Origin of the sequence: Streptomyces albireticuli (assembly GCF_002192455.1) — a bacterium.
GTDB classification, from domain to species: domain Bacteria; phylum Actinomycetota; class Actinomycetes; order Streptomycetales; family Streptomycetaceae; genus Streptomyces; species Streptomyces albireticuli_B.
In genome coordinates this window covers 4,381,251-4,402,647 of sequence record NZ_CP021744.1, presented here as the reverse complement: position 1 = coordinate 4,402,647, position 21,397 = coordinate 4,381,251, and the positions used below count along the sequence as shown (strand labels likewise).

Sequence of the window (21,397 nt, the reverse complement as noted above, 5' to 3'; positions counted from 1 at the left end):
CGATCGCGGCGATCACGGCATACGAGCCTGCGCACGGCGGCCCGCACGGAAAGGATGACCAACACGGCGTCCCCAGCATGGTGCGGCGGTCAGGAGGCAGGGACGCTAGTACTGACCGGCCAGTAGGTACAGGGCTCTCGGAGAACTTCACCTTCTGGAGCCGCCTGGAACCGCACGAGCCACACAAACCGCACAAGAACACCCTCACCCAGCACCCGGAAGTGAGCACCGAGCGTCACCCGCGCACAATGGGCCCGTGCCGACCACCACAGAGCAGCCGCAGCACCGTCGCCGCGCCGACTCGTCCCCGTACGTGGACCTCACCCGCGCGGAGTGGAGCGCGCTGCGGGAGAACACACCGCTGCCGCTGACCGCCGACGAGGTCGAGCGGCTGCGCGGGCTCGGCGACGTCATCGACCTCGACGAGGTCCGCGACGTCTACCTGCCGCTGTCCCGCCTGCTCAACCTCTACGTCGGCGCGACCAGCCAGTTGCGCGGCACGCTGAACACCTTCCTCGGCGAGGCGGGCGACCGCGGGCACGGCTCCCAGCCGGGCACCCCCTTCGTCATAGGCGTCGCGGGCAGCGTCGCGGTCGGCAAGTCGACCACGGCCCGCCTCCTCCAGGCGCTGCTGGCCCGCTGGCCGGAGCACCCCCGCGTGGAGCTCGTGACCACGGACGGCTTCCTGCTGCCCAACGCCGAGCTGCACCGCCGCGGCCTGATGTCGCGGAAAGGTTTCCCCGAGTCCTACGACCGGCGCGCCCTGACCCGCTTCGTCGCGGACGTGAAGGCGGGCCGGGACGAGGTCTCCGCGCCCGTCTACTCCCATCTGATCTACGACATCGTGCCCGGCGAGCGGCTGACCGTGCACCGCCCGGACATCCTGATCATCGAGGGCCTGAACGTCCTCCAGCCGGCCCTGCCCGGCACCGACGGCCGCACCCGGGTCGGCCTCGCCGACTTCTTCGACTTCAGCGTGTACGTGGACGCGCGCGCCGAGGACATCGAGCGCTGGTACTACGAGCGCTTCAAGAAGCTCCGGAAGACCGCCTTCCAGGACCCCGACTCGTACTTCCGCAAGTACACCCAGGTCTCCGAGGAGGAGGCCCTGGACTACGCGCACCGCAACTGGCGGACCATCAACAAGCCGAACCTGCTGGAGAACGTGGCGCCCACCCGCGGCCGGTCGAACCTGATCCTGCGCAAGGGCCCCGACCACAAGGTGCAGCGGCTCTCCCTGCGCAAGCTCTGACACCCGCGAGGACGTGACCCATGCTGCACCTGCGGATGATGACCCCGGCGGACCGCACCGAGGAGGTCGTGGCGCTCGTCGAGAAGACCGTGGGCGTCACCCATCTGGCCGTCCTCACCGGCGCCGCCCGCAGCCCGCGCGGCGACATCGTGCTGTGCGACGTGGCGCGCGAGGCGGCCGACGGGCTGCTGGGCGAGCTGCGCGCGGCCGGGCTGCCGGAGTGGGGCTCGGTCTCCGTCGACGACATCGGTCTGATGCTCTCGCGGCGCGCCGACGCGGCCGAGGAGGCGGCCCCGGGCGACGGGGCCGACGCGGTCGTCTGGGAGTCGCTGGTCGAGGAGACGCACGAGGAGTCCACGCTCACCGTCACGTTCCTGGCGTTCCTCACCGTCGCGACGATGCTGGCCGCCTGCGGCGTGATCATGGACAGCGCGATCCTGATCGTGGGCGCCATGGCGGTGGGCCCGGAGTTCGGCCCGCTGGCCGGGCTGTGCACGGCGATCGTGCGGCGGGCGCCCCGGCTGGCCTGGCGGTCGATGGCGGCGCTGCTGGTGGGCTTCCCGGTGGCGATGGCGCTGACCGGCGGCTTCAGCGTGCTGATGGACTGGGTGGGGCTCTTCCACGAGGCGAGGTTCCTCGCGGACCGCCCGCAGACCTCGTTCATCTGGCAGCCGGACGCCTTCTCCTTCGTGGTGGCGTTCCTGGCCGGCATCGCCGGGATCCTCTCCCTGACCTCGGCGAAGTCGGGGGCGCTGATCGGGGTGGCGATCTCGGTGACGACGGTCCCGGCGGCGGCGAACGCGGCCGTGGCGCTCTCGTACGGCAACTGGTCGGAGACCCGTGGCTCGGCCGTACAGCTCGCGCTGAACCTGCTGGGGATCATCGCCGCGGGCACGCTCACGCTCCTCGCCCAGAAGTGGTTCTGGGCGAGGCGGCGCGTCGTCACGGCCCGGGGCTGACCCGGCGGGGCGTGCGCCCCGGCCCCGGGGCTAGCCCAGGGCGGACTTCACCACGTCGGCCAGGCGCTGCGCGACCGCGCGCGCCTGCTCGATGTCGGCGGCCTCGACCATGACCCGGACGAGCGGCTCGGTGCCGGAGGAGCGCAGCAGCACCCGGCCGGTGGAGCCCAGCTCGCGCTCGGCGGTCTCGACGGCCTCGGTGAGCTCGGGCGAGGACGTGACCCGGGTCTTGTCGACGTCGCGGACGTTGATGAGGACCTGCGGGAGGCGCTCCATGACGCCGGCCAGGTCGGCCAGGGACCGGCCGGTGGCGGAGACCCGGGCGGCCAGCATCAGGCCGGTCAGGGTGCCGTCGCCGGTGGTGGCGTGGTCGAGGACGATGACGTGGCCGGACTGCTCGCCGCCGAGGGCGTAGCCGTGGGCCTTCATCTCCTCCAGGACGTAGCGGTCGCCGACCGCGGTCTGGACGAAGTCGACGCCCTCGCGCTCCATGGCCAGCTTGAAGCCCAGGTTGGACATCACCGTGGCGACGACGGTGTTCTTGCGCAGCGAGCCGGCCTCGCGCATGGCGAGGGCGAGGACGGCCAGGATCTGGTCGCCGTCGACCTCGTTGCCCTTGGCGTCCACGGCCAGGCAGCGGTCGGCGTCACCGTCGTGGGCGACACCGAGGTCCGCGCCGTGCTCGACGACGGCCTGCCGCAGCTTCTCCAGGTGGGTGGAGCCGCACTCGTGGTTGATGTTGAGACCGTCGGGCTCGGTGCCGATGGTGACCACCTCGGCGCCGGCCCGCGCGAAGGCCTCCGGGGAGACCCGGGCGGCCGCGCCGTGGGCGCCGTCGATGACGACCTTGAGGCCGTCGAGGCGGTTGGGGAGCACACCGATCAGGTGGGCGACGTAGTTGTCGAAGCCCTGGTCGTAGTCGCGGACACGGCCGACGCCGGCACCGGTGGGCCGGTCCCAGGGCTCGCCGGAGGCGTGGGAGCGGTAGGTCTGCTCGATCCGGTCCTCCAGCTCGTCGGCGAGCTTGTGACCGCCGCGGGCGAAGAACTTGACACCGTTGTCCGGCATGGCGTTGTGGCTGGCGGAGAGCATCACGCCGAGGTCCGCGCCGAGCGCGCCGGTGAGGTACGCGACGGCCGGCGTGGGCAGCACGCCCACCCGCAGGACGTCGACGCCGGCGCTGGCGAGACCGGCCACGACGGCGGCCTCCAGGAACTCCCCGGACGCGCGCGGATCTCGTCCGACGACGGCCACGGGGCGGTGGCCCTCGAACGTACCCGCCTCGGCGAGCACATGCGCCGCGGCGACCGACAGGCCGAGCGCGAGCTCAGCCGTCAGATCGGCGTTCGCGACGCCGCGCACACCGTCCGTACCGAAGAGTCGTCCCACTGGTGTCCTCCGAAAAACGCGGTACGGGTCCCACGAGCGGGCCCCCGCACATCAAGGTGTCGAGTCCGGGACCGGAGCGTTGCAGCCGGATACATCCAGGTATACGCCCCGTGCCGCCGATAGCCGAACGCCCCGGCGGGCACGGAGTGTGCCGCCGGGGCGTTCGAGCAGAAGCAGCGAAGCCGCGTGTTTAGCGCTTGCTGTACTGCGGGGCCTTGCGGGCCTTCTTGAGACCGGCCTTCTTGCGCTCGACCGCACGGTCGTCGCGGCTCAGGAAGCCGGCCTTCTTCAGCGGGCCGCGGTTGTTGTCCACGTCCGCCTCGTTCAGGGCGCGGGCCACACCGAGGCGCAGGGCGCCGGCCTGGCCGGACACGCCGCCACCCGCGATGCGGGCGATGACGTCGTAGCGGTCGTCGAGCTCGAGCACCTTGAAGGGCTCGTTGACTTCCTGCTGGTGCACCTTGTTGGGGAAGTAGTCCTCAAGGGTGCGACCGTTGATCTTCCACTTGCCGGAGCCCGGAACGATCCGGACGCGGGCGATGGCGTTCTTGCGACGGCCCAGGCCGGCGGCCGGCTGGGGGTCACCGAAACGGGAAGCGAGCGACTCGGAGGTGTACTCCGACTCCACGACCTCGGTCTCGGTGGTGTACTCCTCGACGCCAGCCTCGTCGTCGATGACGGGGGTCTCGGCGGTGGTCTCAGCCACGATTCTCCTCAGATACTTTCTGTCTGGTCGGCGGTGGCCGGGACTAGCCCTGCTTGACCTGGGTAATCTCGAACGGGACGGGCTGCTGGGCGGCGTGCGGGTGCTCGCTGCCCGAGTAGACCTTCAGCTTCGAGAGCATCTGACGGCCGAGGGAGTTCTTGGGAACCATGCCCTTGATGGCCTTCTCGACGGCCTTCTCGGGGCTCTTGTCGAGCAGCTCGTCGTAACGAACGGCACGGAGACCACCCGGGAAGCCGGAGTGGCGGTACGCCAGCTTCTGGGTCTTCTTGTTGCCGGACAGGTGAACCTTGTCGGCGTTGATGATGATGACGAAGTCACCCATGTCCATGTGCGGGGCATACACGGGCTTGTGCTTGCCACGCAGGAGGTTGGCGGCCTGAGAGGCCAGACGGCCCAGGACGACGTCCTGCGCGTCAATGATGTGCCACTGGCGCTGGACATCGCCGGGCTTGGGGCTGAACGTACGCACGGTCGTAGCCTTCGCTTCTTCGAGTGGGGTCTCCCCAAGCCCGCTAAGGCTGAGGGGACGGGTCCTGACACGGTCCTCCGGGCGGACAGTCCACCCTGGCGGCGGTCCGGGGACGCAACCCGAACACGCGCCGGCGGAATGTCGACCGACGAACAAGCGTAAGGGCCCCTCGCGTGAGAACGACTAGCCAATACGCATAACGAACTCGTAGAGTACCGGCCGCCTGCGTGCTGGGTCAAAACATGGTCCCACTAGTCGCCGCGGGCGGCGAGCCCGGCGGCCGCGGCACCGCTGTGACCTGCGGGTCCGGTGTTCCCGATCTTCCGGCGGGGCGGAGGGCGCCCCGCGCGGGCCCTACCGCCGGCGGGCCACCCGGCCCTCGTCCCACACCGGCTCCGGGACCTCCCGCACCAGCCCGTCCGCGCCGAACACCACGAAACGGTCGAAAGACCTCGCGAACCAGCGGTCGTGCGTGACGGCGAGCACAGTGCCCTCGTACGCCTCCAGCCCCTCCTGGAGCGCCTCCGCGCTCTCCAGGTCGAGGTTGTCCGTCGGCTCGTCCAGGAGCAGGGCCGTCGTGCCGGCCAGCTCCAGGAGCAGGATCTGGAAGCGCGCCTGCTGGCCGCCCGACAATTTCTCGAAGCGCTGGTCGCCCTGCTTCTCCAGCTCGTACCGGCGCAGCACGGACATCGCGCCGCCGCGGTCCTTCGCGTGCTCCGTCCACAGGATGTCGACGAGCGTGCGGCCCAGCAGCTCGGGGTGGGCGTGGGTCTGCGCGAAGTGGCCGGCCACGACCCGCGCGCCCAGCTTCCACGCGCCCGTGTGCGCGACGTCCTCACCGGCGAGCAGCCGCAGGAAGTGGGACTTCCCCGAGCCGTTCGAGCCGAGGACCGCGACCCGCTCGCCGTAGAAGACCTCCAGGTCGAACGGCTTCATCAGGCCCGTGAGCTCCAGGCCCTCGCAGGTCACGGCGCGCACGCCGGTGCGGCCGCCGCGCAGCCGCATCCGGATGTCCTGCTCGCGCGGCGGCTCCGGCGGCGGCCCGGCCTCCTCGAACTTCCGCAGCCGGGTCTGGGCCGCGGCGTAGCGGGAGGCCATCTCGTGGCTGACCGCGGCGGCCTGCCGCAGATTGATCACCAGCTTCTTCAGCTGGGCGTGCTTCTCGTCCCAGCGGCGGCGCAGCTCCTCGAAGCGGGCGAAGCGCTCCTTACGGGCCTCGTGGTACGTGGCGAAGCCGCCACCGTGCACCCAGACGTCGCTGCCGGCCGGGCCGGGCTCGACGCTGATGATCTTCTCGGCGGCGCGGGCCAGCAGCTCGCGGTCGTGGGAGACGAAGAGGACGGTCTTCTTCGTCTCGCGCAGCCGCTCCTCCAGCCAGCGCTTGCCGGGGACGTCCAGATAGTTGTCCGGCTCGTCGAGCAGCAGCACCTCGTCCGTGCCGCGCAGCAGCGACTCCAGCACCAGCCGCTTCTGCTCGCCGCCGGAGAGGGTGCGGACCTGGCGCCACTGCGCCTTGTCGTAGGGGACGCCGAGCGCGGCAGTCGTGCACATGTCCCAGACGGTCTCGGCCTCGTACCCCCGCGCCTCGGCCCAGTCGGAGAGGGCCTGGGCGTACGCCATCTGCGCGGCCTCGTCGTCCCGCTCCATGATCGCGGTCTCGGCCTCGTCGACCGCCCGCGCGGCTTCCCTGATGCGCGGCTGGGCCACCGAGACCAGCAGGTCACGGACCGTACGGTCGTCCCGCACGGACCCCACGAACTGCGGCATGACACCGAGGCCGCCGGTGACCGACACGGAGCCGCCGTGCGGCTGGAGCTCACCGGCGATCAGCCGCAGCAGCGTCGTCTTGCCCGCGCCGTTCGCGCCGACGAGGGCCACCGCGGCGCCCTCCCCGACCCGGAACGAGACGTCGCCGAGCAGCACCCGTCCGTCGGGAAGGTAGTACTCCAGATGTGCCGCGTCCACGTGTCCCATGAGAGGGATTGTCGCCGCCGTCGAGGCTCCCGACCAACACGATTACGATGCGCCCCATGAGTTTTGGGCAGGGAGGGCCGCAGGGGGCCCCGGGGGATCCCCATCAGCCGATGCCGCAGCCGCAGTGGGGTCCGCCCCCGCCGCCGCAGCCGCCCGCCCCCTGGGGGCCCGGCGTCCCCGGCGCGGCGACCGGCGCGCCGCAGACACCCGACTGGGCGGCGCTCGCGGACAACACCGCGCACCGGGGCCGCCGGCGCAAGCTGCTCTTCGTGGGCGGCGGCGTGCTGGCCGCGGGCGCGGTCGCGGCGATCGTGGTGACGGCCGTGGCCTCCCAGGGCAGCGGCGGCGGCAAGAAGGCGGCCGGCCCGACCGCCCCGGCGTCCCCCGAGCCGTCCTTCTCCCCGGTAGCGCCCCCGGCCCCGCCGAACCCGGACGAGTTCATAGCCAGCGCCGACAAGGACAAGGCGACGCTGAGCACGAAGACGCTCTTCCCGCACTCCAGGCCGGTCCTCGACAAGCGCAAGTACAAGCGCGTCGACACGGCCACCACCACGGACTGCGCCTCGGCCACCCAGGGCGGCCTCGGCTCCGTCCTTACGGACAACGGCTGCCGCAAGATGCTGCGCGCGACGTACGTACGGGACGGCGTCGCGGTGACGGTCGGCGTCGCCGTCTTCGACACGAAGGCCGCGGCGGACAAGGCGAAGGAACAGTCGACGGGGAACATCACCTCCCTGTCGGACGACGACACCCCGGCCTTCTGCCGCTCCACGGCCTGCCGCCTCACGGCGAACGCGGAGGGGCGCTACGCGTACTTCACGGTCGCCGGCTACACCAACGGGAAGGCCGTCGGCGAGGACGACAAGGCGGCGCTGACGGCGGGACGCGACGTGGCCGGCTACACCTTCCGCCGCATCAGGGCCCGCGCGGACCAACAGGCGAAGGCGTCGGTGGCGTCCCCGAGCACGGCCCCGACGGCAGGGAAGCAGAAGCAGGCGTAGGGCGGCGGTGGGGGGTGCCCTGCCGGGGCTTTCCCCTACCCACCCCTTCCCGCTGCATCCGATGTGCGGCTCCGCCGCGTGGCGGGGGCAAGCCCCCGGGCCCCCTTTTCCGCGCTGACGCGCGGTGTCCTCAACGCCGGCCGGGCTGAATTTCGCCCGGTTCCGGGCAACAATTCAGCCCGTCCGGCGTTTGAGGACCGGGGCCTGGGGCGGAGCCCCGGTTCGGGAAGGGGCGGGGTGGGGAAAAAGCCCGCCGCAGGCGCCCCCTACCCCACGCTGTCCCCCGCCTCGCCCCCCTCCCCCGGCCCCCCGGAAGACGGCGGCGGCGGCACCGTAGGCGCCTTCCGCTCCGCCCCCTCCACCTTCGCCACCTGCGCCCGCACCAGCTCCGGCGGGATCTCCACGCCCTCCGGGTCCGACAGGCTCGTCGCGAAGAACATCGCCAGCGTGCTGCCGGACCGCACCACCGTGATCAGGCTCGGGGCCCGCTCCGCCGCGTTCTCCAGGCGGTACGCCACCGCCTCGTCGCCCAGCTCCGGCGCCGGCAGCGTCCGCACGGACGCGAACTCCTGCGGCTCGCCCTCGCCCGTGCGCATCCCGAAGCCGTCGGCGCACGCCTCGGCGGCCGACCGCAGCCCCCTGAGGGTGGCGGCCGCGCCGTCGCGCCCGTACGTGGAGACCCGGATCATGCCCATCAGGCCCTCGAAGTCCAGGCCCTCCCCCGCCTTGGCGAAGGTGTTCACCACGGACGCCGCGGGCTTCGGCCGCGGCTGCGAGCCCAGCACGTCGACCAGCGGGCGGCACGGCGCCCGGTCCGTGCCCGGCCGGCCGCCGCCGGCCGCGCTCTCGCCCGCCTTCTCGATCTGGAAGCCGGGCACCTCACGCGCCCCGAGCTCGACGTGCTTCAGCTGCGCCGGGCTGAGCACCCGCACGGCGTCGCGCGCGTCCTTGCCCTCGCCCCGGACCCCGCCCGAACGCCCGGACCTTCCGGTCCCGTCCGCCGCGCCGTCACCGCCCACGCATCCGGCGGTCAGCCCGAGGGCCACGACCGCGGAGACCGCCACCATCGCCTTCACAACTTCCACCCTCCCAGCGCCCTCGGGGTCCGTCCGCTCGCCACGCCCGGAACCACGGTTACCCTCTGAACGACTGTCCGATACAACCGGCTACAACCGGCAGGGAGGGGGCCGGCGTGGCGTTCATGGAGCTCCGCCCGTCCGCACGCTCATGAAGATCGCGCTTCTCGTCCACCACGCCTACGGCGCCGGCGGCACCGTCCGCGCCACCACCGGCCTCGCGAACGCGCTGGCCACCCGCCACGACGTCGAGCTCGTCTCCGTCTACCGCGGCGCGGACGCCCCGAAGCTGCCCCCGCACCGCCGGGTCCGGCTGATCCCCCTGATCGACGTCCGCGAGGACGCCCCGGGCTCCGAGAACGACAACGAGCTCCAGCACCAGCCCAGCGCCGTCCTGACCGGCGCCGAGGGCTCGCCCCGGATGTTCAGCCGCCTCGCCGACCTCCGGATCACGCAGTACCTCCAGGCCACCGACGCCGACGTGGTGATCGCCACCCGCCCCGGCCTGACCGGCTACCTCGCCCGGGCCGCCGACGACCGCGGGACCGGCCCGGACGGCCGGGCCCCCGCCTTCCTGCGGCTGGCCCACGACCACCTGACGTACGACGCCCACGACCCCGAGGTCCGCGCCGCGCGCGACGCGGCCGTCGCCCGGCTCGACGGCTTCCTCACGGTCACCGAGCAGGACGCCACCGCCTACCGCGCCCGGCTCCCCCGGCCGCCCCGCCTCGTCCGGTGCCTGCCCAACGTCGTCCCCGCCCCCGCCGTCGAACCGTCCGACGGCACCTCCCGGATCGTCGTCGCCGTCGGCCGCCTCGTCCCGGCGAAACGGTTCGACCTGCTGATACGCGCCTTCGCCAAGATGTCCGCGGAGCGCCCCGACTGGTCCCTGCGGATCTACGGGCGCGGCCCCGACCGCGCCCGGCTGCGCGCCCTCGTCGAACGGCTCGGACTGAGCGACCGCGCCTTCCTGATGGGCCCGCACCCCACCACCGAGACCGAGTGGGCCAAGGCCGCCATCGGCGTCTCCGCCTCCGACGCCGAGTCCTTCGGGCTCACCATCGTCGACGCCATGCACTGCGGCGTCCCCGTGATCTCCACCGACTGCCCCGTCGGCCCCCGAGAACTGATCACCCACGGGGTCGACGGCCTCCTCGTACCCGTCGGCGACGAGGAAGCCCTCGCCACCGCCCTCACCGCACTCGCCGGCGACCCGGCCCGCCGCGCCGACCTCGGCACCGCCGCCCGCGCCACCGCCCGGCACTACACCCCCGACCGCATCGCCGAGCGCTTCGAGCGGATCGTCCAGGAGCTCCGCCCCGAACTGCTGCCCCCGCCGCCCGAACCCCTGCCCACGGCCGACGCCAAGGCCGCGCCCGCACCCGCGCTCGCCCTGCGCCGCACCGCCGCCCGCATCGTCCGCCCGCTGCGCCGCAAGCCGGAACCCCCGGCACCGGCACCCGCGCCCACCCCCGCCGCCCCCGCGCCGCTCAAGCCCCTGCGCCCCCGGGCCACCGCCCGCGCGACCCCCGACGGCGGGCTCGCCGTCCGGCTGCCCCGCGCCGGGCTCGGCGGCGAGCGGCTGACCCTCGTCGCACTGCTCCGCGGCACCGACGGCACCGGCCCCGGGGAGCGCGTCGAGCTGCCCCTGCCCCGCCCGGAGTCCGGCAAGGGCCCGTACACCGCCACCCTCGACCGGGCGACCGTCCCGCTCGCCGAGGGCCGCTGGGACTTCTACCTGGAGCGCGCCGACGACCGCACGCGCGCCCGCGTCCGCAGCACCCTCGTCGAACAGGCCAGGCTGCTCAACCTCTCCCTGGCCTCCGACGCCTCACAGGTCACCGCCTGGGTGCCCTACACCACCGCGGCCGGCTCCCTCACGCTCCGCGCCTGGCACCGGCCCGCCCACGCCGAGCTCGACGGCATCCACGTCGGCACGGACTCCCTCACCGTCGCCGCCACCCTGCACGGCGCCGCCGGCCCGCTCCCCGCGCACGGCCCCGTCACGCTCGTCGCCGTGTCACCCCTGGACAGCGCCTACGACATCGAGCTGCCCGCCGCCGTCCAGGACGCCCGGCGGGTCCGCGCCGCCCTGCCCTACCCGCTCCTCCTGGGCCGGCGCGGCACCGCCCACGACGTCTGGCCGCTGCGCCTGCGCCTCGCTCCGGGCGGCCCGCTCGTCCCGCTCGGCCGCCTCGCGGGCGACAGTGTGGACCGCAGGCGCACGGACGTGCACCCCGCCCGTACCCTGGAGCACGCGATCCGCGGCCCCGTGGCCGTACGACCCGTGTTCGATCCTGAGAACGATCTCACCCTTGACGTACGGGATGTGACTCAAGCCACAATGTAGGCTTCGCAGGCAACCGAAATCCCTCCCAAGGGTCTTAACCGACGGATCGGACCGCACCCGACGTAGACAAGTCCAGTGGTCCTCGCAAAGGGGACGACCCGGACACCCAGGCCCAGGGGGAAGGACGGACGCGACGCCCGAGACGCGCCGCGCAGACACCGCCATGAAGATCTCTTTCCTTTTGCAGAACGCCTACGGCATCGGCGGCACGATCCGCTCCACGTTCAACGTCGCCGGCGCCCTCGCCGCGCGGCACGACGTGGAGATCGTGTCGATCCACCGGACCGGCGGCACGCCCAAGCTCCCCCTGGACCGCAAGGTCAAGCTGGTCCATCTGATCGACCAGCGCGCCGACACCGGCGCCGACCGGGACAACCCCCTGCTCCAGCAGGACAGCGCGCACATCCCGCCGGTCGAGGCCAAGGGCGCCCACTTCAGCGCCCTCACCGACAAGCGCGTCGCGGAGCACCTCGCCCGCACCGACGCCGACGTCGTGATCGCCACCCGCCCCGGCCTCGTGATGTACCTCGCCGAGTTCGGCCAGGACCGCTATCTGCGGATCGGCCAGGAGCACCGGATCTACGGCACCCACGAGCCGAACATCCGCGCCGCCCAGGACCTCGCGATCCCGCACCTGGACGCCCACACGGCCGTCTCCGACGCCGACGCCGCGACCCACCGCGAGCACTTCCCCGACGTCAAGACCAAGCTGATCGCCCTGCCGAACGGCGTCCCGGCCTCCGAGGTCGAGCCCTCCGACGGCAGCGCCAAGCTGGTCGTCGCCGCCGGCCGCCTCATCCCCGTCAAGCGGTACGACCTCCTCGTCAAGGCGTGGGCCACCGTGGCCGCCACCCGCCCCGACTGGAAGCTGCGCATCTACGGCCGCGGCCCCCAGCAGGCCAAGCTCCGCGAGCAGATCGACCAGCTCGGCCTCAACGACCAGATCACGCTCATGGGTGCCCACTCCCCCATCGAGACCGAGTGGGCCAAGGGCTCCATCGCCGCCGTGACCTCCCGCGAGGAGTCCTTCGGCATGACGATCGTGGAGGCCATGAACTGCGGCGTGCCCGTCGTCGCCACGGACTGCCCGCACGGCCCCGGCGAGATCATCAGCGACGGCCACGACGGCCTCCTCGTCACCAACCTCGACAGCGACGCCATCGCCAAGGGCCTCCTCAAGCTCATCGAGGACGACGAGCTGCGCCGCGCCATGGGCCGGGCCGCCCTCGTCTCCGCCGAGCGCTACCACCCGGACGCCATCGCCCGCCGCTACGAGGAGCTCATCGCGAGCCTCGGCGGCGACACCGGCGCCACCACCGCCAAGGCCCCGGCCGGCGCCGACGCACAGGCCGAGCCCAAGCCCGCGCCCGTACCGCTGTCGAAGATGCTGCGCCGCACCGCTGGCAAGATCCTCCGGCCGCTCCGCCGGGGCGTCGCCAAGCCGGCCACCCCGCCGGTCAAGGCCGCCCTCAAGGAGATCGTCCGCAAGCCGCTGCGCTGCACCGCCTCCTGCCGCGTCGACGCCGACGGCAACATCGTCGTCTCCGTCGACCGCAAGGGCCTCTCCGGCGACAAGCTCTCCCTGACGGTCACCCGGCGCAAGGAGGGCAAGCCCGTCGCGGTGCCCCTCAAGGCACCGGCCACCCCCAAGGGCCCCTGGACCGCCGTCCTCGACCGCCGCGAGCTCAAGCTCGGCGAGGGCCGCTGGGACCTCCACGTCGTCCGGGGCGAGGACGGCGCCCGCCGCCGCGTCGTCTCGCACCTCGCCGAGGGCCGCGGCCTGGTGGAGCTGGAGCCGCTGACCGGCGCTCCCTTCACCTGGTGGGTGCCCTACCCGACCGTCGACGGCTTCCTCGCCCTGCGCGCCTGGCACCGCACCGCCCACGCCGAGGCCCGCGCCGTGCGCCAGGACAAGACCACCCTGACGGTCGAAGGCACCCTGCACGGCACGGAGTTCACCGCCGACAGCAACCCCGTCGTCGTCGGCACCCCGCGCGTGGACACCGCCGAGAAGCTCACGGCCGAGGTCACCGTCGTCGACGAGTCGAGCTTCACGGTCACCCTGCCGTACGACAAGATCCGCGCCTCCCGCAGCGTCGGCGACGAGGGCACCATCTGGGACCTGGCCCTGCGCCTGACCCCGGACGGCGAGCCCATCAAGATCGCCCGCCTGATCGGCGACATCGTCGACCGCAACAAGACCGATCTGTACCCGACGGTCGACGGCGTGAAGCCGTACTTCACGGTCAACAGCGACCTGGCGGTCAGCGTCCCGGCGTCCTGACGCCCGGAAAAGACGAAAGCAGGGCGGGCCGCTGTGTGCGGCCCGCCCTGCTTCTTTGCCCCGGCGGCTTCCCTGAGCCGGCCCGGCGAAGTCCGGTGCGGTTCGGCAACGCCCCGAAGGGGCGCGGGGAACTGCGCGACCAGCCACGACGCACCCGCGGATGACTCGCCGGAGTTCCAGCGGAGCGCCTAGCAGCAGCCGGCGCCCGGCAGCGTCCTGCGGTTCCGCGCCTCACGATTGCGCGCGGCGAGCTCGGAGTCCGCCGGATAGCCGACCTCCTCCAGCGTCAGCCCGTGCGGCCGCACCACATGCACCGCCGAGTCCCGCACGCCCGCGGCCAGCACCTTGCCCGGCCAGTCCACCGGCCGGTGCCCGTCGCCGACGAACAGCAGCGCGCCCACCAGCGAACGCACCATGTTGTGGCAGAACGCGTCCGCCCGCACGGTCGCGGTGACGACACCGGACGCGTCGCGCTCCCAACTCAGCTGCTGGAGCGTGCGGATGGTCGTCGCGCCCTCGCGCTTCTTGCAGTACGCGGCGAAGTCGTGCTCCCCGAGCAGCGCCCGCGAGGCGGAGTTCATCGCCTCGACGTCCAACGGCCAGTCGTGCCACAGGACATGACCACGCAGCAGCGGGTCCACGCCGCCCACGTGGTCGGTGACCCGGTAGGCGTACCGGCGCCAGATCGCCGAGAAGCGCGCGTTGAACCCGGCCGGCGCCTCGGAGACCTTCCACACCCGCACATCGTGCGACAGCCGGCCGGCCAGCCGGCGCAGCAGCTTCTCCTCGTGCTCGGCCCACACCTCGGCCGGCAGGTCGACGTGCGCGACCTGGCCCCGGGCGTGCACCCCGGAGTCCGTACGGCCGGCGACCGTCAGCTCGTAGGTCTCGGACGACCGCGTCACCGTACGCAGGGCGGACTCGATCTCGCCCTGCACCGTGCGCAGACCCGAGCGCTGCTTGGCCCAGCCGGAGAAGTCCTTGCCGTCGTACGACAGATCCAGCCGCACCCGCACAAAGCCGGGCTCAACTTCGTCACTCACCGCGTTCCTCTTTCAAGAAAATGCGGGACGGGCCCGCCCCCTCGAAAGAGGGAACGGACCCGTCCACTGCACGCATCAGATGCGTCAGGCGTCCTTGGACTCCTCGGCCGGAGCCTCGGCGGCAGCCTCGGACTCCTTGACCGCACGCTTGGTGGCGGCCTCGGCCTCGGCGACGGTCGCCTTCTTGGCGATCTCGCCCTCGACGAGCTCGATCACGGCCATCGGGGCGTTGTCGCCACGACGGTTGCCGATCTTGGTGATACGGGTGTAACCACCCGGACGCTCGGCGAAGCGCGGGGCGATCTCGGTGAAGAGCACGTGGACGATGCTCTTGTCCGTGATCGTCTGGAGCACCTGGCGACGGTTGTGGATGTCGCCCTTCTTCGCCTTGGTGATCAGACGCTCGGCGACCGGACGAAGGCGACGGGCCTTGGCCTCGGTGGTCGTGATGCGGCCGTGCTCGAAGAGCGACTTGGCGAGGTTCGCCAGCATCAGCTTCTCGTGCGCGGCACCGCCGCCCAGACGGGCACCCTTGGTGGGACGCGGCATGGTGTTTCTCCTAGGTGTCTGCCCCGGCCGTATCAGGTACCGGAGTCAGTATCCGAGCGGGCGGTCGCCCGTCGGAGACCGCGCCCCCGAAGGGGCGCGGGGAACTGCGCGGCCGGCCGAAGCCGGCCCGCAGCCAAGATCAGACCGTAAAGGTCCGAGCTCTTAGTACTGCTCGGTCTCGACGAAACCGGCGTCCGCGTCGTCATCGGCGCCGAAGGCGTCCGCCGCGGCGGTCGGGTCGAATCCGGGCGGGCTGTCCTTGAGGGCCAGGCCCATGCCGGCCAGCTTCGCCTTGACCTCGTCGATCGACTTCGCACCGAAGTTGCGGATGTCGAGCAGGTCGGCCTCGGAGCGGGCGACGAGCTCACCCACGGAGTGGATGCCCTCACGCTTGAGGCAGTTGTACGAGCGGACCGTGAGCTCGAGCTCCTCGATCGGCAGCGCCAGGTCGGCGGCAAGGGCGGCGTCCGTCGGGGACGGGCCCATGTCGATGCCCTCGGCGTCGATGTTGAGCTCGCGGGCCAGACCGAACAGCTCGACCAGGGTCTTACCGGCGGACGCCATGGCGTCGCGCGGGCGCATGGCCTGCTTGGTCTCGACGTCGACGATCAGCTTGTCGAAGTCGGTGCGCTGCTCGACTCGGGTCGCCTCGACCTTGTAGGTGACCTTGAGAACCGGCGAGTAGATGGAGTCGACCGGGATACGGCCGATCTCCTGGCCCACCTGCTTGTTCTGGACGGCGGAGACATAGCCGCGACCGCGCTCGACGGTCAGCTCCATCTCCAGCTTGCCCTTGGCGTTCAGGGTCGCCAGGACCAGGTCGGGGTTGTGCACCTCGACGCCGGCCGGGGGGGCGATGTCAGCAGCGGTGACCAGGCCGGGACCCTGCTTGCGCAGGTACATCACGACCGGCTCGTCGTGCTCCGAGGAGACGACCAGCTGCTTGATGTTCAGGATGAGGTCGGTGACGTCCTCCTTGACGCCCGGCACGGTGGTGAACTCGTGCAGGACACCGTCGATGCGGATGGACGTGACCGCCGCACCCGGGATCGAGGAGAGGAGCGTACGACGCAGGGAGTTGCCGAGGGTGTAGCCGAAGCCCGGCTCCAGCGGCTCGATCACGAACCGCGAGCGGAACTCGTCGACGACCTCTTCGGTCAGCGAGGGACGCTGAGCGATCAGCATGCGATGAATCCTTCAGTCATGGGCACCCACTATTTGATGCCCTGAGGTACTACAAGGGTACGGGCGATACGGCCCCGAGGAGCCGTACCGCCCGTGTGCCGTACGAAGCGGCGCGAAGAACCAAGCGGGTCAGTGACCCCTTGACTCGGACGCGTCGGCGCGGGCCACCTCCGCTCGCGCGGAGAAGGCCTCAGCGTCAGACGCGGCGGCGCTTCGGCGGACGGCAGCCGTTGTGCGGGGTGGGGGTGACGTCCTGGATGGAGCCAACCTCGAGGCCGGTCGCCTGGAGCGAACGGATGGCGGTCTCACGACCGGAACCCGGACCCTTGACGAAGACGTCGACCTTGCGCATGCCGTGCTCCTGCGCGCGACGGGCAGCCGACTCGGCGGCCATCTGCGCGGCGAAGGGGGTGGACTTGCGCGAGCCCTTGAAGCCGACGTGGCCGGCGGAGGCCCAGGAGATCACGTTGCCGGACGGGTCCGTGATCGAAACGATGGTGTTGTTGAACGTGCTCTTGATGTGAGCGTGCCCGTGGGCGACGTTCTTCTTTTCCTTGCGGCGCACCTTCTTGGCAGCGCCCTGACGTCCCTTGGGGGGCATGTCTGACTCCTGAATGGAGGGAGGTGGTCGGTCCTACAGCGAAGACCGCTGGTGAGCGTCCGCTGAGGACTACTTCTTGCCCGGCTTCTTCTTGCCGGCGATGGCGCGACGCGGGCCCTTGCGGGTACGAGCGTTCGTGCTGGTGCGCTGACCGTGGACCGGCAGGCCACGGCGGTGACGCAGACCCTGGTAGCAGCCGATCTCGACCTTGCGGCGGATGTCGGCCTGGATCTCGCGACGGAGGTCACCCTCGGTCTTGAGGTTGGCGTCCACGTACTCGCGGATCTTGACCAGGTCCTCTTCGGGAAGGTCACGAACGCGGGTGTTCGGGTTCACACCGGTGGCGGCGAGAGTCGCCTGCGACTGGGTGCGGCCGATGCCGAAGACGTAGGTGAGTGCAACCTCCACACGCTTGTCGCGCGGGATGTCAACACCGGAAACGCGTGCCATTCAATGGCTCCAGATGTTCTCGGGGGTCTGACACAGAACCGATCCCGGCCGCCGTACTAGGTACGTTCCGGGTCCCCGGCCCCCGCCGGAGGTATCGCCAGTGAGCACTGGACGGGTTCTGCGTATGTACGTTTTTGCTCGCGTCGCGCGAAGTAACTGCGGAGTGCAGGTCCTGCGTCAGCCCTGGCGCTGCTTGTGGCGCAGGTTGTCGCAGATGACCATGACCCGGCCGTGACGGCGGATCACCTTGCACTTGTCGCAGATCTTCTTGACGCTCGGCTTGACCTTCATGGGATGTCAGGTTCTCCGGGTCAGTGCCGCCACCCCGCGGAACGCGGGGCACCGACAAGATCTACTTGTAGCGGTAGACGATCCGGCCACGCGTCAGGTCGTAGGGAGACAGCTCCACGACGACCCGGTCATCCGGGAGAATACGGATGTAGTGCATCCGCATCTTGCCGCTGATGTGCGCGAGGACCTTGTGACCGTTCTGGAGCTCCACCTTGAACATTGCGTTCGGCAGAGACTCGATCACGGTGCCCTCGATCTCGATGGCACCTTGCTTCTTGGCCACGCTTCGCCTTTCGAATCGGCTACCTTGATCAACTCTCGTGCTGTGCGGCCCACTGACCAGTTACTGCCAAGTGGGCATGCGGATACACGAGAGCCGACGCGTCAGTCTACGTCAGGGCAACCGGAAAGACTAATCCAGGGGTGACTGCCCAGCCGCGTTGATCCTTACGCCGACCGGCCCGCGGCTTACGCCGGCGGGTCCGGCGCCGCCACCACGCCGTACTCCGCCGGCTTCGCCTTACCGCCGTCGACCGCGGTCAGGACCAGCGGCCCCTCCTCCGTCAGCGCGACCGACTGCGCCGCTCCCCCCAACGCCGCCCTCGCGGGTCCGGCGCCGGGGCGCCTCACAAGCTTCGGCCGGCTGCGCCGGACTCCGTCCGTCGAGTCGATGGCCGAGGCTCAGGCCAGCGGGTCCGGCGCCACCGCCACCCCGTACTCCGCCAGCTTCGCCTTGCCACCGTCGACCGCGGTCAGGACCAGCGGGCCCTCCTCCGTCAGCGCGACGGAGTGCTCCCAGTGCGAGGACCAGGTCTTGTCGTCCGTGAGGACCGTCCAGTCGTCGGCCAGGACGTGCGTGCGCGCCGTGCCGAGGCTGACCATGGGCTCGATCGCGATGCAGAAGCCGGGGATCAGCTTGGGGCCCTTGCCGCGCTTGCGGGAGACGTAGTTCAGCAGGTGCGGGTCCATGTGCATCTCGGAGCCGATGCCGTGCCCGCCGTAGTCCTCGATGATCCCGTACTTCCCCGACGCCGGACGGGGCTGGCGGCGGATGTAGCCCTCGATGGCCTTGGAGATGTCCACCAGGCGGTTGCCGTTCCTCACGGCGGCGATACCGGCCCACATCGACTCCTCGGTCACCCGGGAGAGCTCGATCAGCTCCGGAGCGTGACCGGTGCCCACGAAGGCCGTGAAGGCCGCGTCACCGTGCCAGCCGTCCACGATCGCGCCGGCGTCGATGGAGATGATGTCGCCGTCCTTCAGGACGGTCTTCGTGTCCGGGATGCCGTGGACCACGACCTCGTTCACCGAGGTGCAGATCGTGGCGGGGAAGCCGCCGTACCCGAGGAAGTTCGACTTCGCGCCGTGCTCGGCCAGCACCTTGCGGGCGACCTCGTCCAGATCCTTGGTGGTGGCCCCCGGCACGGCCGCCTCACGGGTGGCCGCGTGGATGGCGGCGACGACCAGCCCCGCCTCGCGCATCTTCGCGATCTGGTCCGGGGTCTTGATCTCGACCATATGGGCGCCTTCCTTGGTATCGCGACGGTGCCGCGCGCGTCCGCTGCCGTACCGCTACGGGCCCGCTCGGGCCGCTCGGCCCCCGGTGGCGCTGCCGCTGCCGCTGCTTGCTGTTCAGCCACCAACACTACGGCCGCGGTACCCCGAGGGGCACCGCGGCCGTGGAGAAGCCGTCGATCAGGCGGTCAGGAGGCGCTCTCGCGCTCCAGCGCGGCCATCGCGCGCTGAGTGACCTCGCCGACCTTGCCGAGCGCGGAGATCGTCACCACGAGGCCCTGGGCCTTGTAGTAGTCGATGATCGGCTCGGTCTCGCTGTGGTAGACCTCGAGCCGCTTGCGGACGGTGTCCTCGCTGTCGTCCTCGCGCTGGTACAGCTCGCCGCCGCAGGCGTCGCAGACGCCCTCGGTCTTCGGCGGGTTGTAGATCACGTGGAAGATGTGGCTGCTGTCCTTGCGGCACATCCGGCGGCCGGCGATCCGCTTGACCACCTCGTCCTCCGGGACCTCCAGGTCCAGGACGCCGTCGAGGCGGAGGTCGTCGGCCTTGAGGATCTCGTCCAGCGCCTCGGCCTGGGCCAGGTTGCGCGGGAAGCCGTCCAGCAGGAAGCCGCCGGCGGCGTCGGCCTGCTGCATGCGGTCCTTGGCCATCCCGATGGTGACCTCGTCCGGCACCAGCTGACCGGCGCGCATGTACTCCTGCGCCTTCTGACCGAGCGGCGTGCCCTGGCTGATGTTCGCCCGGAAGAGGTCGCCCGTCGAGATGTGCGGGATCGCGAGATTCTTGGCGAGGTACGCGGCCTGCGTACCCTTGCCGGCGCCGGGAGGTCCGACGAGGACGATTCGCATCAGCGGAGGAACCCTTCGTAGTTGCGCTGCTGAAGCTGGCTCTCGATCTGCTTCACAGTCTCCAGACCGACACCCACGATGATCAGGATGCTGGTTCCCCCGAACGGGAAGTTCTGGTTCGCGTTGAGTGTGACCAGTGCCACGGTGGGCACCAGGGCGATCAGCCCCAGGTAGAGAGACCCCGGCCACGTGATGCGGTTCAGCACGTAGCTCAGGTACTCCGCGGTGGGACGACCGGCCCGGATGCCCGGAATGAACCCACCATACTTCTTCATGTTGTCGGCAACTTCTTCGGGGTTGAAGGAGATGGCGACGTAGAAGAAGGCGAAGAAGACGATCAGCAGGAAGTAGGTGACCATGTAGATCGGGTGGTCACCCTTGACGAGATTGGCGTTGACCCAGTTCGCCCAGCCGGCCTTGGAGCCGGTGAACTGGACGAGCAGCGCCGGGATGTAGAGCAGCGACGAGGCGAAGATGACCGGGATCACGCCCGCCTGGTTGACCTTGAGCGGGATGTAGGTCGACGTACCGCCGTAGGAACGGCGGCCGATCATGCGCTTGGCGTACTGCACCGGGATCCGCCGCTGGGCCTGCTCCACGAAGACCACCAGCGCGACCATGGCCAGACCGCAGATGATGACCAGCGCGAACTCCAGCCAGCCGCCCATCAGCTTGCCCTGGAGCTTGATGCCCCACAGGCCGCTGGGGAAGCCCGCGGCGATCGACGTGAACATCAGGATCGACATGCCGTTGCCGATGCCGCGGTCGGTGATGAGCTCACCGAGCCACATGATCAGCGCGGTACCCGCGGTCATGGTGATGACCATGGTGGCGGTGGTGAAGATCGACTGGTTCGGGACGATCTGGTTGCCGACCGTGCAGTTGCCGAAGAGGGCGCCGCTACGGGCGGTGGCCACCAGGCCGGTGCCCTGGAGGATGGCGAGCGCGACGGTCAGATAACGCGTGTACTGCGTGATCTTCGCCTGGCCCGACTGTCCCTCCTTCTTGAGGGCTTCCAGCCGTGGGATGACGACGGTGAGCAGCTGGAGGATGATGCTCGCCGTGATGTAGGGCATGATCCCGAGCGCGAAGATCGTGATTTGCAGCAGCGCGCCACCGCTGAACATGTTCACGAGGCCGAAGAGGCCCAGACCACTCTTGGCCTGATCCATGCACGTCTGGACGTTCTGGTAGTCAACACCCGGTACCGGTACATGAGCACCGAGCCGGAAGAGCACCATGATGCCGAGCGTGAACAGCAGCTTCTTGCGCAGGTCGGGCGTCTTGAACGCTCGGGCGAACGCGGTGAGCACGGTGCCTCCTGCGCCTCTCACGCAGCGACGCGAGAGGTGACGGTCTTGAGGATCGACGAATACATATCAGTCAAAATCCGCACGGACAGGGCCCGTGCGGAGGTTAACAGTGCACGCCACC

20 protein-coding genes and 1 pseudogene are annotated in these 21,397 nt (G+C 70.8%); 5 read left to right on the top strand and 16 right to left on the bottom strand.

Translation table 11 applies throughout. The annotated features are described in order from the left end of the window. Nucleotides 1-256 precede the first annotated feature (256 nt). Together coaA and SMD11_RS19080 are read left to right on the top strand one after the other, a co-directional pair. Nucleotides 257-1,252, top strand: coding sequence for a type I pantothenate kinase (gene coaA / locus SMD11_RS19085; RefSeq protein WP_087927590.1), 996 nt, complete (start codon nt 257-259; stop codon nt 1,250-1,252). Between the two features lie 20 nt (nt 1,253-1,272). Continuing rightward, nucleotides 1,273-2,211 carry a DUF389 domain-containing protein gene (locus SMD11_RS19080; RefSeq protein ID WP_087927589.1) on the top strand — a complete coding sequence of 313 codons (939 nt, stop codon included), beginning with the start codon at nt 1,273-1,275 and terminating at the stop codon, nt 2,209-2,211. Between the two features lie 30 nt (nt 2,212-2,241). Here the strand turns inward: SMD11_RS19080 and glmM are convergent, their stop codons facing one another. The 4 genes from glmM to SMD11_RS19060 form a co-directional block, all read right to left on the bottom strand. Continuing rightward, a complete protein-coding gene (glmM, locus tag SMD11_RS19075) occupies nt 2,242-3,600 on the bottom strand; it encodes a phosphoglucosamine mutase (protein WP_087927588.1) in 1,359 nt (452 codons plus the stop codon). A gap of 190 nt (nt 3,601-3,790) precedes the next feature. Then, nucleotides 3,791-4,306: a 30S ribosomal protein S9 gene (gene rpsI, locus SMD11_RS19070; RefSeq protein WP_087927587.1), complete on the bottom strand. Its 516-nt coding sequence runs from the start codon at nt 4,304-4,306 to the stop codon at nt 3,791-3,793. A gap of 43 nt (nt 4,307-4,349) precedes the next feature. Further along, nucleotides 4,350-4,796, bottom strand: a complete 447-nt coding sequence (gene rplM, locus SMD11_RS19065) for a 50S ribosomal protein L13 (RefSeq protein ID WP_087927586.1) — start codon at nt 4,794-4,796, stop codon at nt 4,350-4,352. A 354-nt stretch (nt 4,797-5,150) separates the two neighbouring features. Then, a complete protein-coding gene (locus SMD11_RS19060) occupies nt 5,151-6,770 on the bottom strand; it encodes an ABC-F family ATP-binding cassette domain-containing protein (protein ID WP_087927585.1) in 1,620 nt (539 codons plus the stop codon). A 110-nt stretch (nt 6,771-6,880) separates the two neighbouring features. Here SMD11_RS19060 and SMD11_RS19055 point away from each other — a divergent pair, with 110 nt between their 5' ends. Continuing rightward, nucleotides 6,881-7,771 (top strand): hypothetical protein, encoded by an 891-nt coding sequence (locus tag SMD11_RS19055; RefSeq protein ID WP_234366088.1) that lies wholly within the window; start codon nt 6,881-6,883, stop codon nt 7,769-7,771. Between the two features lie 266 nt (nt 7,772-8,037). Here SMD11_RS19055 and SMD11_RS19050 read toward each other — a convergent pair whose 3' ends face one another. Continuing rightward, nucleotides 8,038-8,856 (bottom strand): hypothetical protein, encoded by an 819-nt coding sequence (locus SMD11_RS19050; RefSeq protein WP_159395321.1) that lies wholly within the window; start codon nt 8,854-8,856, stop codon nt 8,038-8,040. Nucleotides 8,857-8,998: 142 nt separating this feature from the next. Between SMD11_RS19050 and SMD11_RS19045 the strand changes: the two genes are divergently transcribed. Together SMD11_RS19045 and SMD11_RS19040 are read left to right on the top strand one after the other, a co-directional pair. Further along, nucleotides 8,999-11,197, top strand: coding sequence for a glycosyltransferase (locus SMD11_RS19045; protein WP_087927582.1), 2,199 nt, complete (start codon nt 8,999-9,001; stop codon nt 11,195-11,197). A 163-nt stretch (nt 11,198-11,360) separates the two neighbouring features. Beyond that, entirely contained in the window at nt 11,361-13,481 is a 2,121-nt protein-coding gene (locus SMD11_RS19040; RefSeq protein WP_087927581.1) for a glycosyltransferase family 4 protein, read from the top strand. A gap of 188 nt (nt 13,482-13,669) precedes the next feature. Here SMD11_RS19040 and truA read toward each other — a convergent pair whose 3' ends face one another. From truA to secY, 11 genes and pseudogenes are all read right to left on the bottom strand, one after another. After that, nucleotides 13,670-14,524 carry a tRNA pseudouridine(38-40) synthase TruA gene (truA, locus tag SMD11_RS19035; RefSeq protein WP_087927580.1) on the bottom strand — a complete coding sequence of 285 codons (855 nt, stop codon included), beginning with the start codon at nt 14,522-14,524 and terminating at the stop codon, nt 13,670-13,672. An 84-nt stretch (nt 14,525-14,608) separates the two neighbouring features. Next, nucleotides 14,609-15,073: a 50S ribosomal protein L17 gene (rplQ, locus tag SMD11_RS19030; RefSeq protein ID WP_087927579.1), complete on the bottom strand. Its 465-nt coding sequence runs from the start codon at nt 15,071-15,073 to the stop codon at nt 14,609-14,611. Nucleotides 15,074-15,235: 162 nt separating this feature from the next. Beyond that, nucleotides 15,236-16,258, bottom strand: coding sequence for a DNA-directed RNA polymerase subunit alpha (locus SMD11_RS19025; protein WP_004946635.1), 1,023 nt, complete (start codon nt 16,256-16,258; stop codon nt 15,236-15,238). Nucleotides 16,259-16,454: 196 nt separating this feature from the next. After that, nucleotides 16,455-16,859, bottom strand: a complete 405-nt coding sequence (gene rpsK / locus SMD11_RS19020; protein WP_003956432.1) for a 30S ribosomal protein S11 — start codon at nt 16,857-16,859, stop codon at nt 16,455-16,457. Between the two features lie 69 nt (nt 16,860-16,928). Then, on the bottom strand, nt 16,929-17,309 hold the full coding sequence (gene rpsM / locus SMD11_RS19015; protein WP_030368393.1) for a 30S ribosomal protein S13: 381 nt from the start codon (nt 17,307-17,309) through the stop codon (nt 16,929-16,931). Between the two features lie 177 nt (nt 17,310-17,486). Beyond that, complete coding sequence (rpmJ, locus tag SMD11_RS19010; protein ID WP_003956441.1) at nt 17,487-17,600, bottom strand: 50S ribosomal protein L36; 114 nt, start codon at nt 17,598-17,600, stop codon at nt 17,487-17,489. 61 nt (nt 17,601-17,661) lie between these two features. Then, nucleotides 17,662-17,883 (bottom strand): translation initiation factor IF-1, encoded by a 222-nt coding sequence (gene infA / locus SMD11_RS19005; protein ID WP_003956442.1) that lies wholly within the window; start codon nt 17,881-17,883, stop codon nt 17,662-17,664. Nucleotides 17,884-18,068: 185 nt separating this feature from the next. Continuing rightward, a pseudogene (locus SMD11_RS34980) lies at nt 18,069-18,176 on the bottom strand (type I methionyl aminopeptidase); the annotation flags it as partial. Nucleotides 18,177-18,281: 105 nt separating this feature from the next. Continuing rightward, nucleotides 18,282-19,118 (bottom strand): type I methionyl aminopeptidase, encoded by an 837-nt coding sequence (gene map, locus SMD11_RS19000; RefSeq protein ID WP_087927578.1) that lies wholly within the window; start codon nt 19,116-19,118, stop codon nt 18,282-18,284. 185 nt (nt 19,119-19,303) lie between these two features. Beyond that, a complete protein-coding gene (locus SMD11_RS18995; protein ID WP_087927577.1) occupies nt 19,304-19,963 on the bottom strand; it encodes an adenylate kinase in 660 nt (219 codons plus the stop codon). Further along, nucleotides 19,963-21,276, bottom strand: coding sequence for a preprotein translocase subunit SecY (gene secY, locus SMD11_RS18990; protein WP_087927576.1), 1,314 nt, complete (start codon nt 21,274-21,276; stop codon nt 19,963-19,965). The genes SMD11_RS18995 and secY overlap by 1 nt, the downstream gene beginning before the upstream one ends. Between the last annotated feature and the right edge of the window lie 121 nt (nt 21,277-21,397).

Excerpts from the sequence above, each read along its gene's own strand:
- SMD11_RS19060 (WP_087927585.1), bottom strand. The coding sequence starts at position 6,770 with ATGGGACACGTGGACGCGGCACATCTGGAGTACTACCTTCCCGACGGA.
- SMD11_RS19080 (WP_087927589.1), top strand. The coding sequence starts at position 1,273 with ATGCTGCACCTGCGGATGATGACCCCGGCGGACCGCACCGAGGAGGTC.
- rpsK (WP_003956432.1), bottom strand. The coding sequence starts at position 16,859 with ATGCCCCCCAAGGGACGTCAGGGCGCTGCCAAGAAGGTGCGCCGCAAG.
- rpmJ (WP_003956441.1), bottom strand. The coding sequence starts at position 17,600 with ATGAAGGTCAAGCCGAGCGTCAAGAAGATCTGCGACAAGTGCAAGGTG.
- map (WP_087927578.1), bottom strand. The coding sequence starts at position 19,118 with ATGGTCGAGATCAAGACCCCGGACCAGATCGCGAAGATGCGCGAGGCG.
- SMD11_RS18995 (WP_087927577.1), bottom strand. The coding sequence starts at position 19,963 with ATGCGAATCGTCCTCGTCGGACCTCCCGGCGCCGGCAAGGGTACGCAG.
- rpsM (WP_030368393.1), bottom strand. The coding sequence starts at position 17,309 with ATGGCACGCGTTTCCGGTGTTGACATCCCGCGCGACAAGCGTGTGGAG.
- rplQ (WP_087927579.1), bottom strand. The coding sequence starts at position 15,073 with ATGCCGCGTCCCACCAAGGGTGCCCGTCTGGGCGGCGGTGCCGCGCAC.
- SMD11_RS19045 (WP_087927582.1), top strand. The coding sequence starts at position 8,999 with ATGAAGATCGCGCTTCTCGTCCACCACGCCTACGGCGCCGGCGGCACC.
- SMD11_RS19025 (WP_004946635.1), bottom strand. The coding sequence starts at position 16,258 with ATGCTGATCGCTCAGCGTCCCTCGCTGACCGAAGAGGTCGTCGACGAG.
- SMD11_RS19040 (WP_087927581.1), top strand. The coding sequence starts at position 11,361 with ATGAAGATCTCTTTCCTTTTGCAGAACGCCTACGGCATCGGCGGCACG.
- SMD11_RS19055 (WP_234366088.1), top strand. The coding sequence starts at position 6,881 with ATGCCGCAGCCGCAGTGGGGTCCGCCCCCGCCGCCGCAGCCGCCCGCC.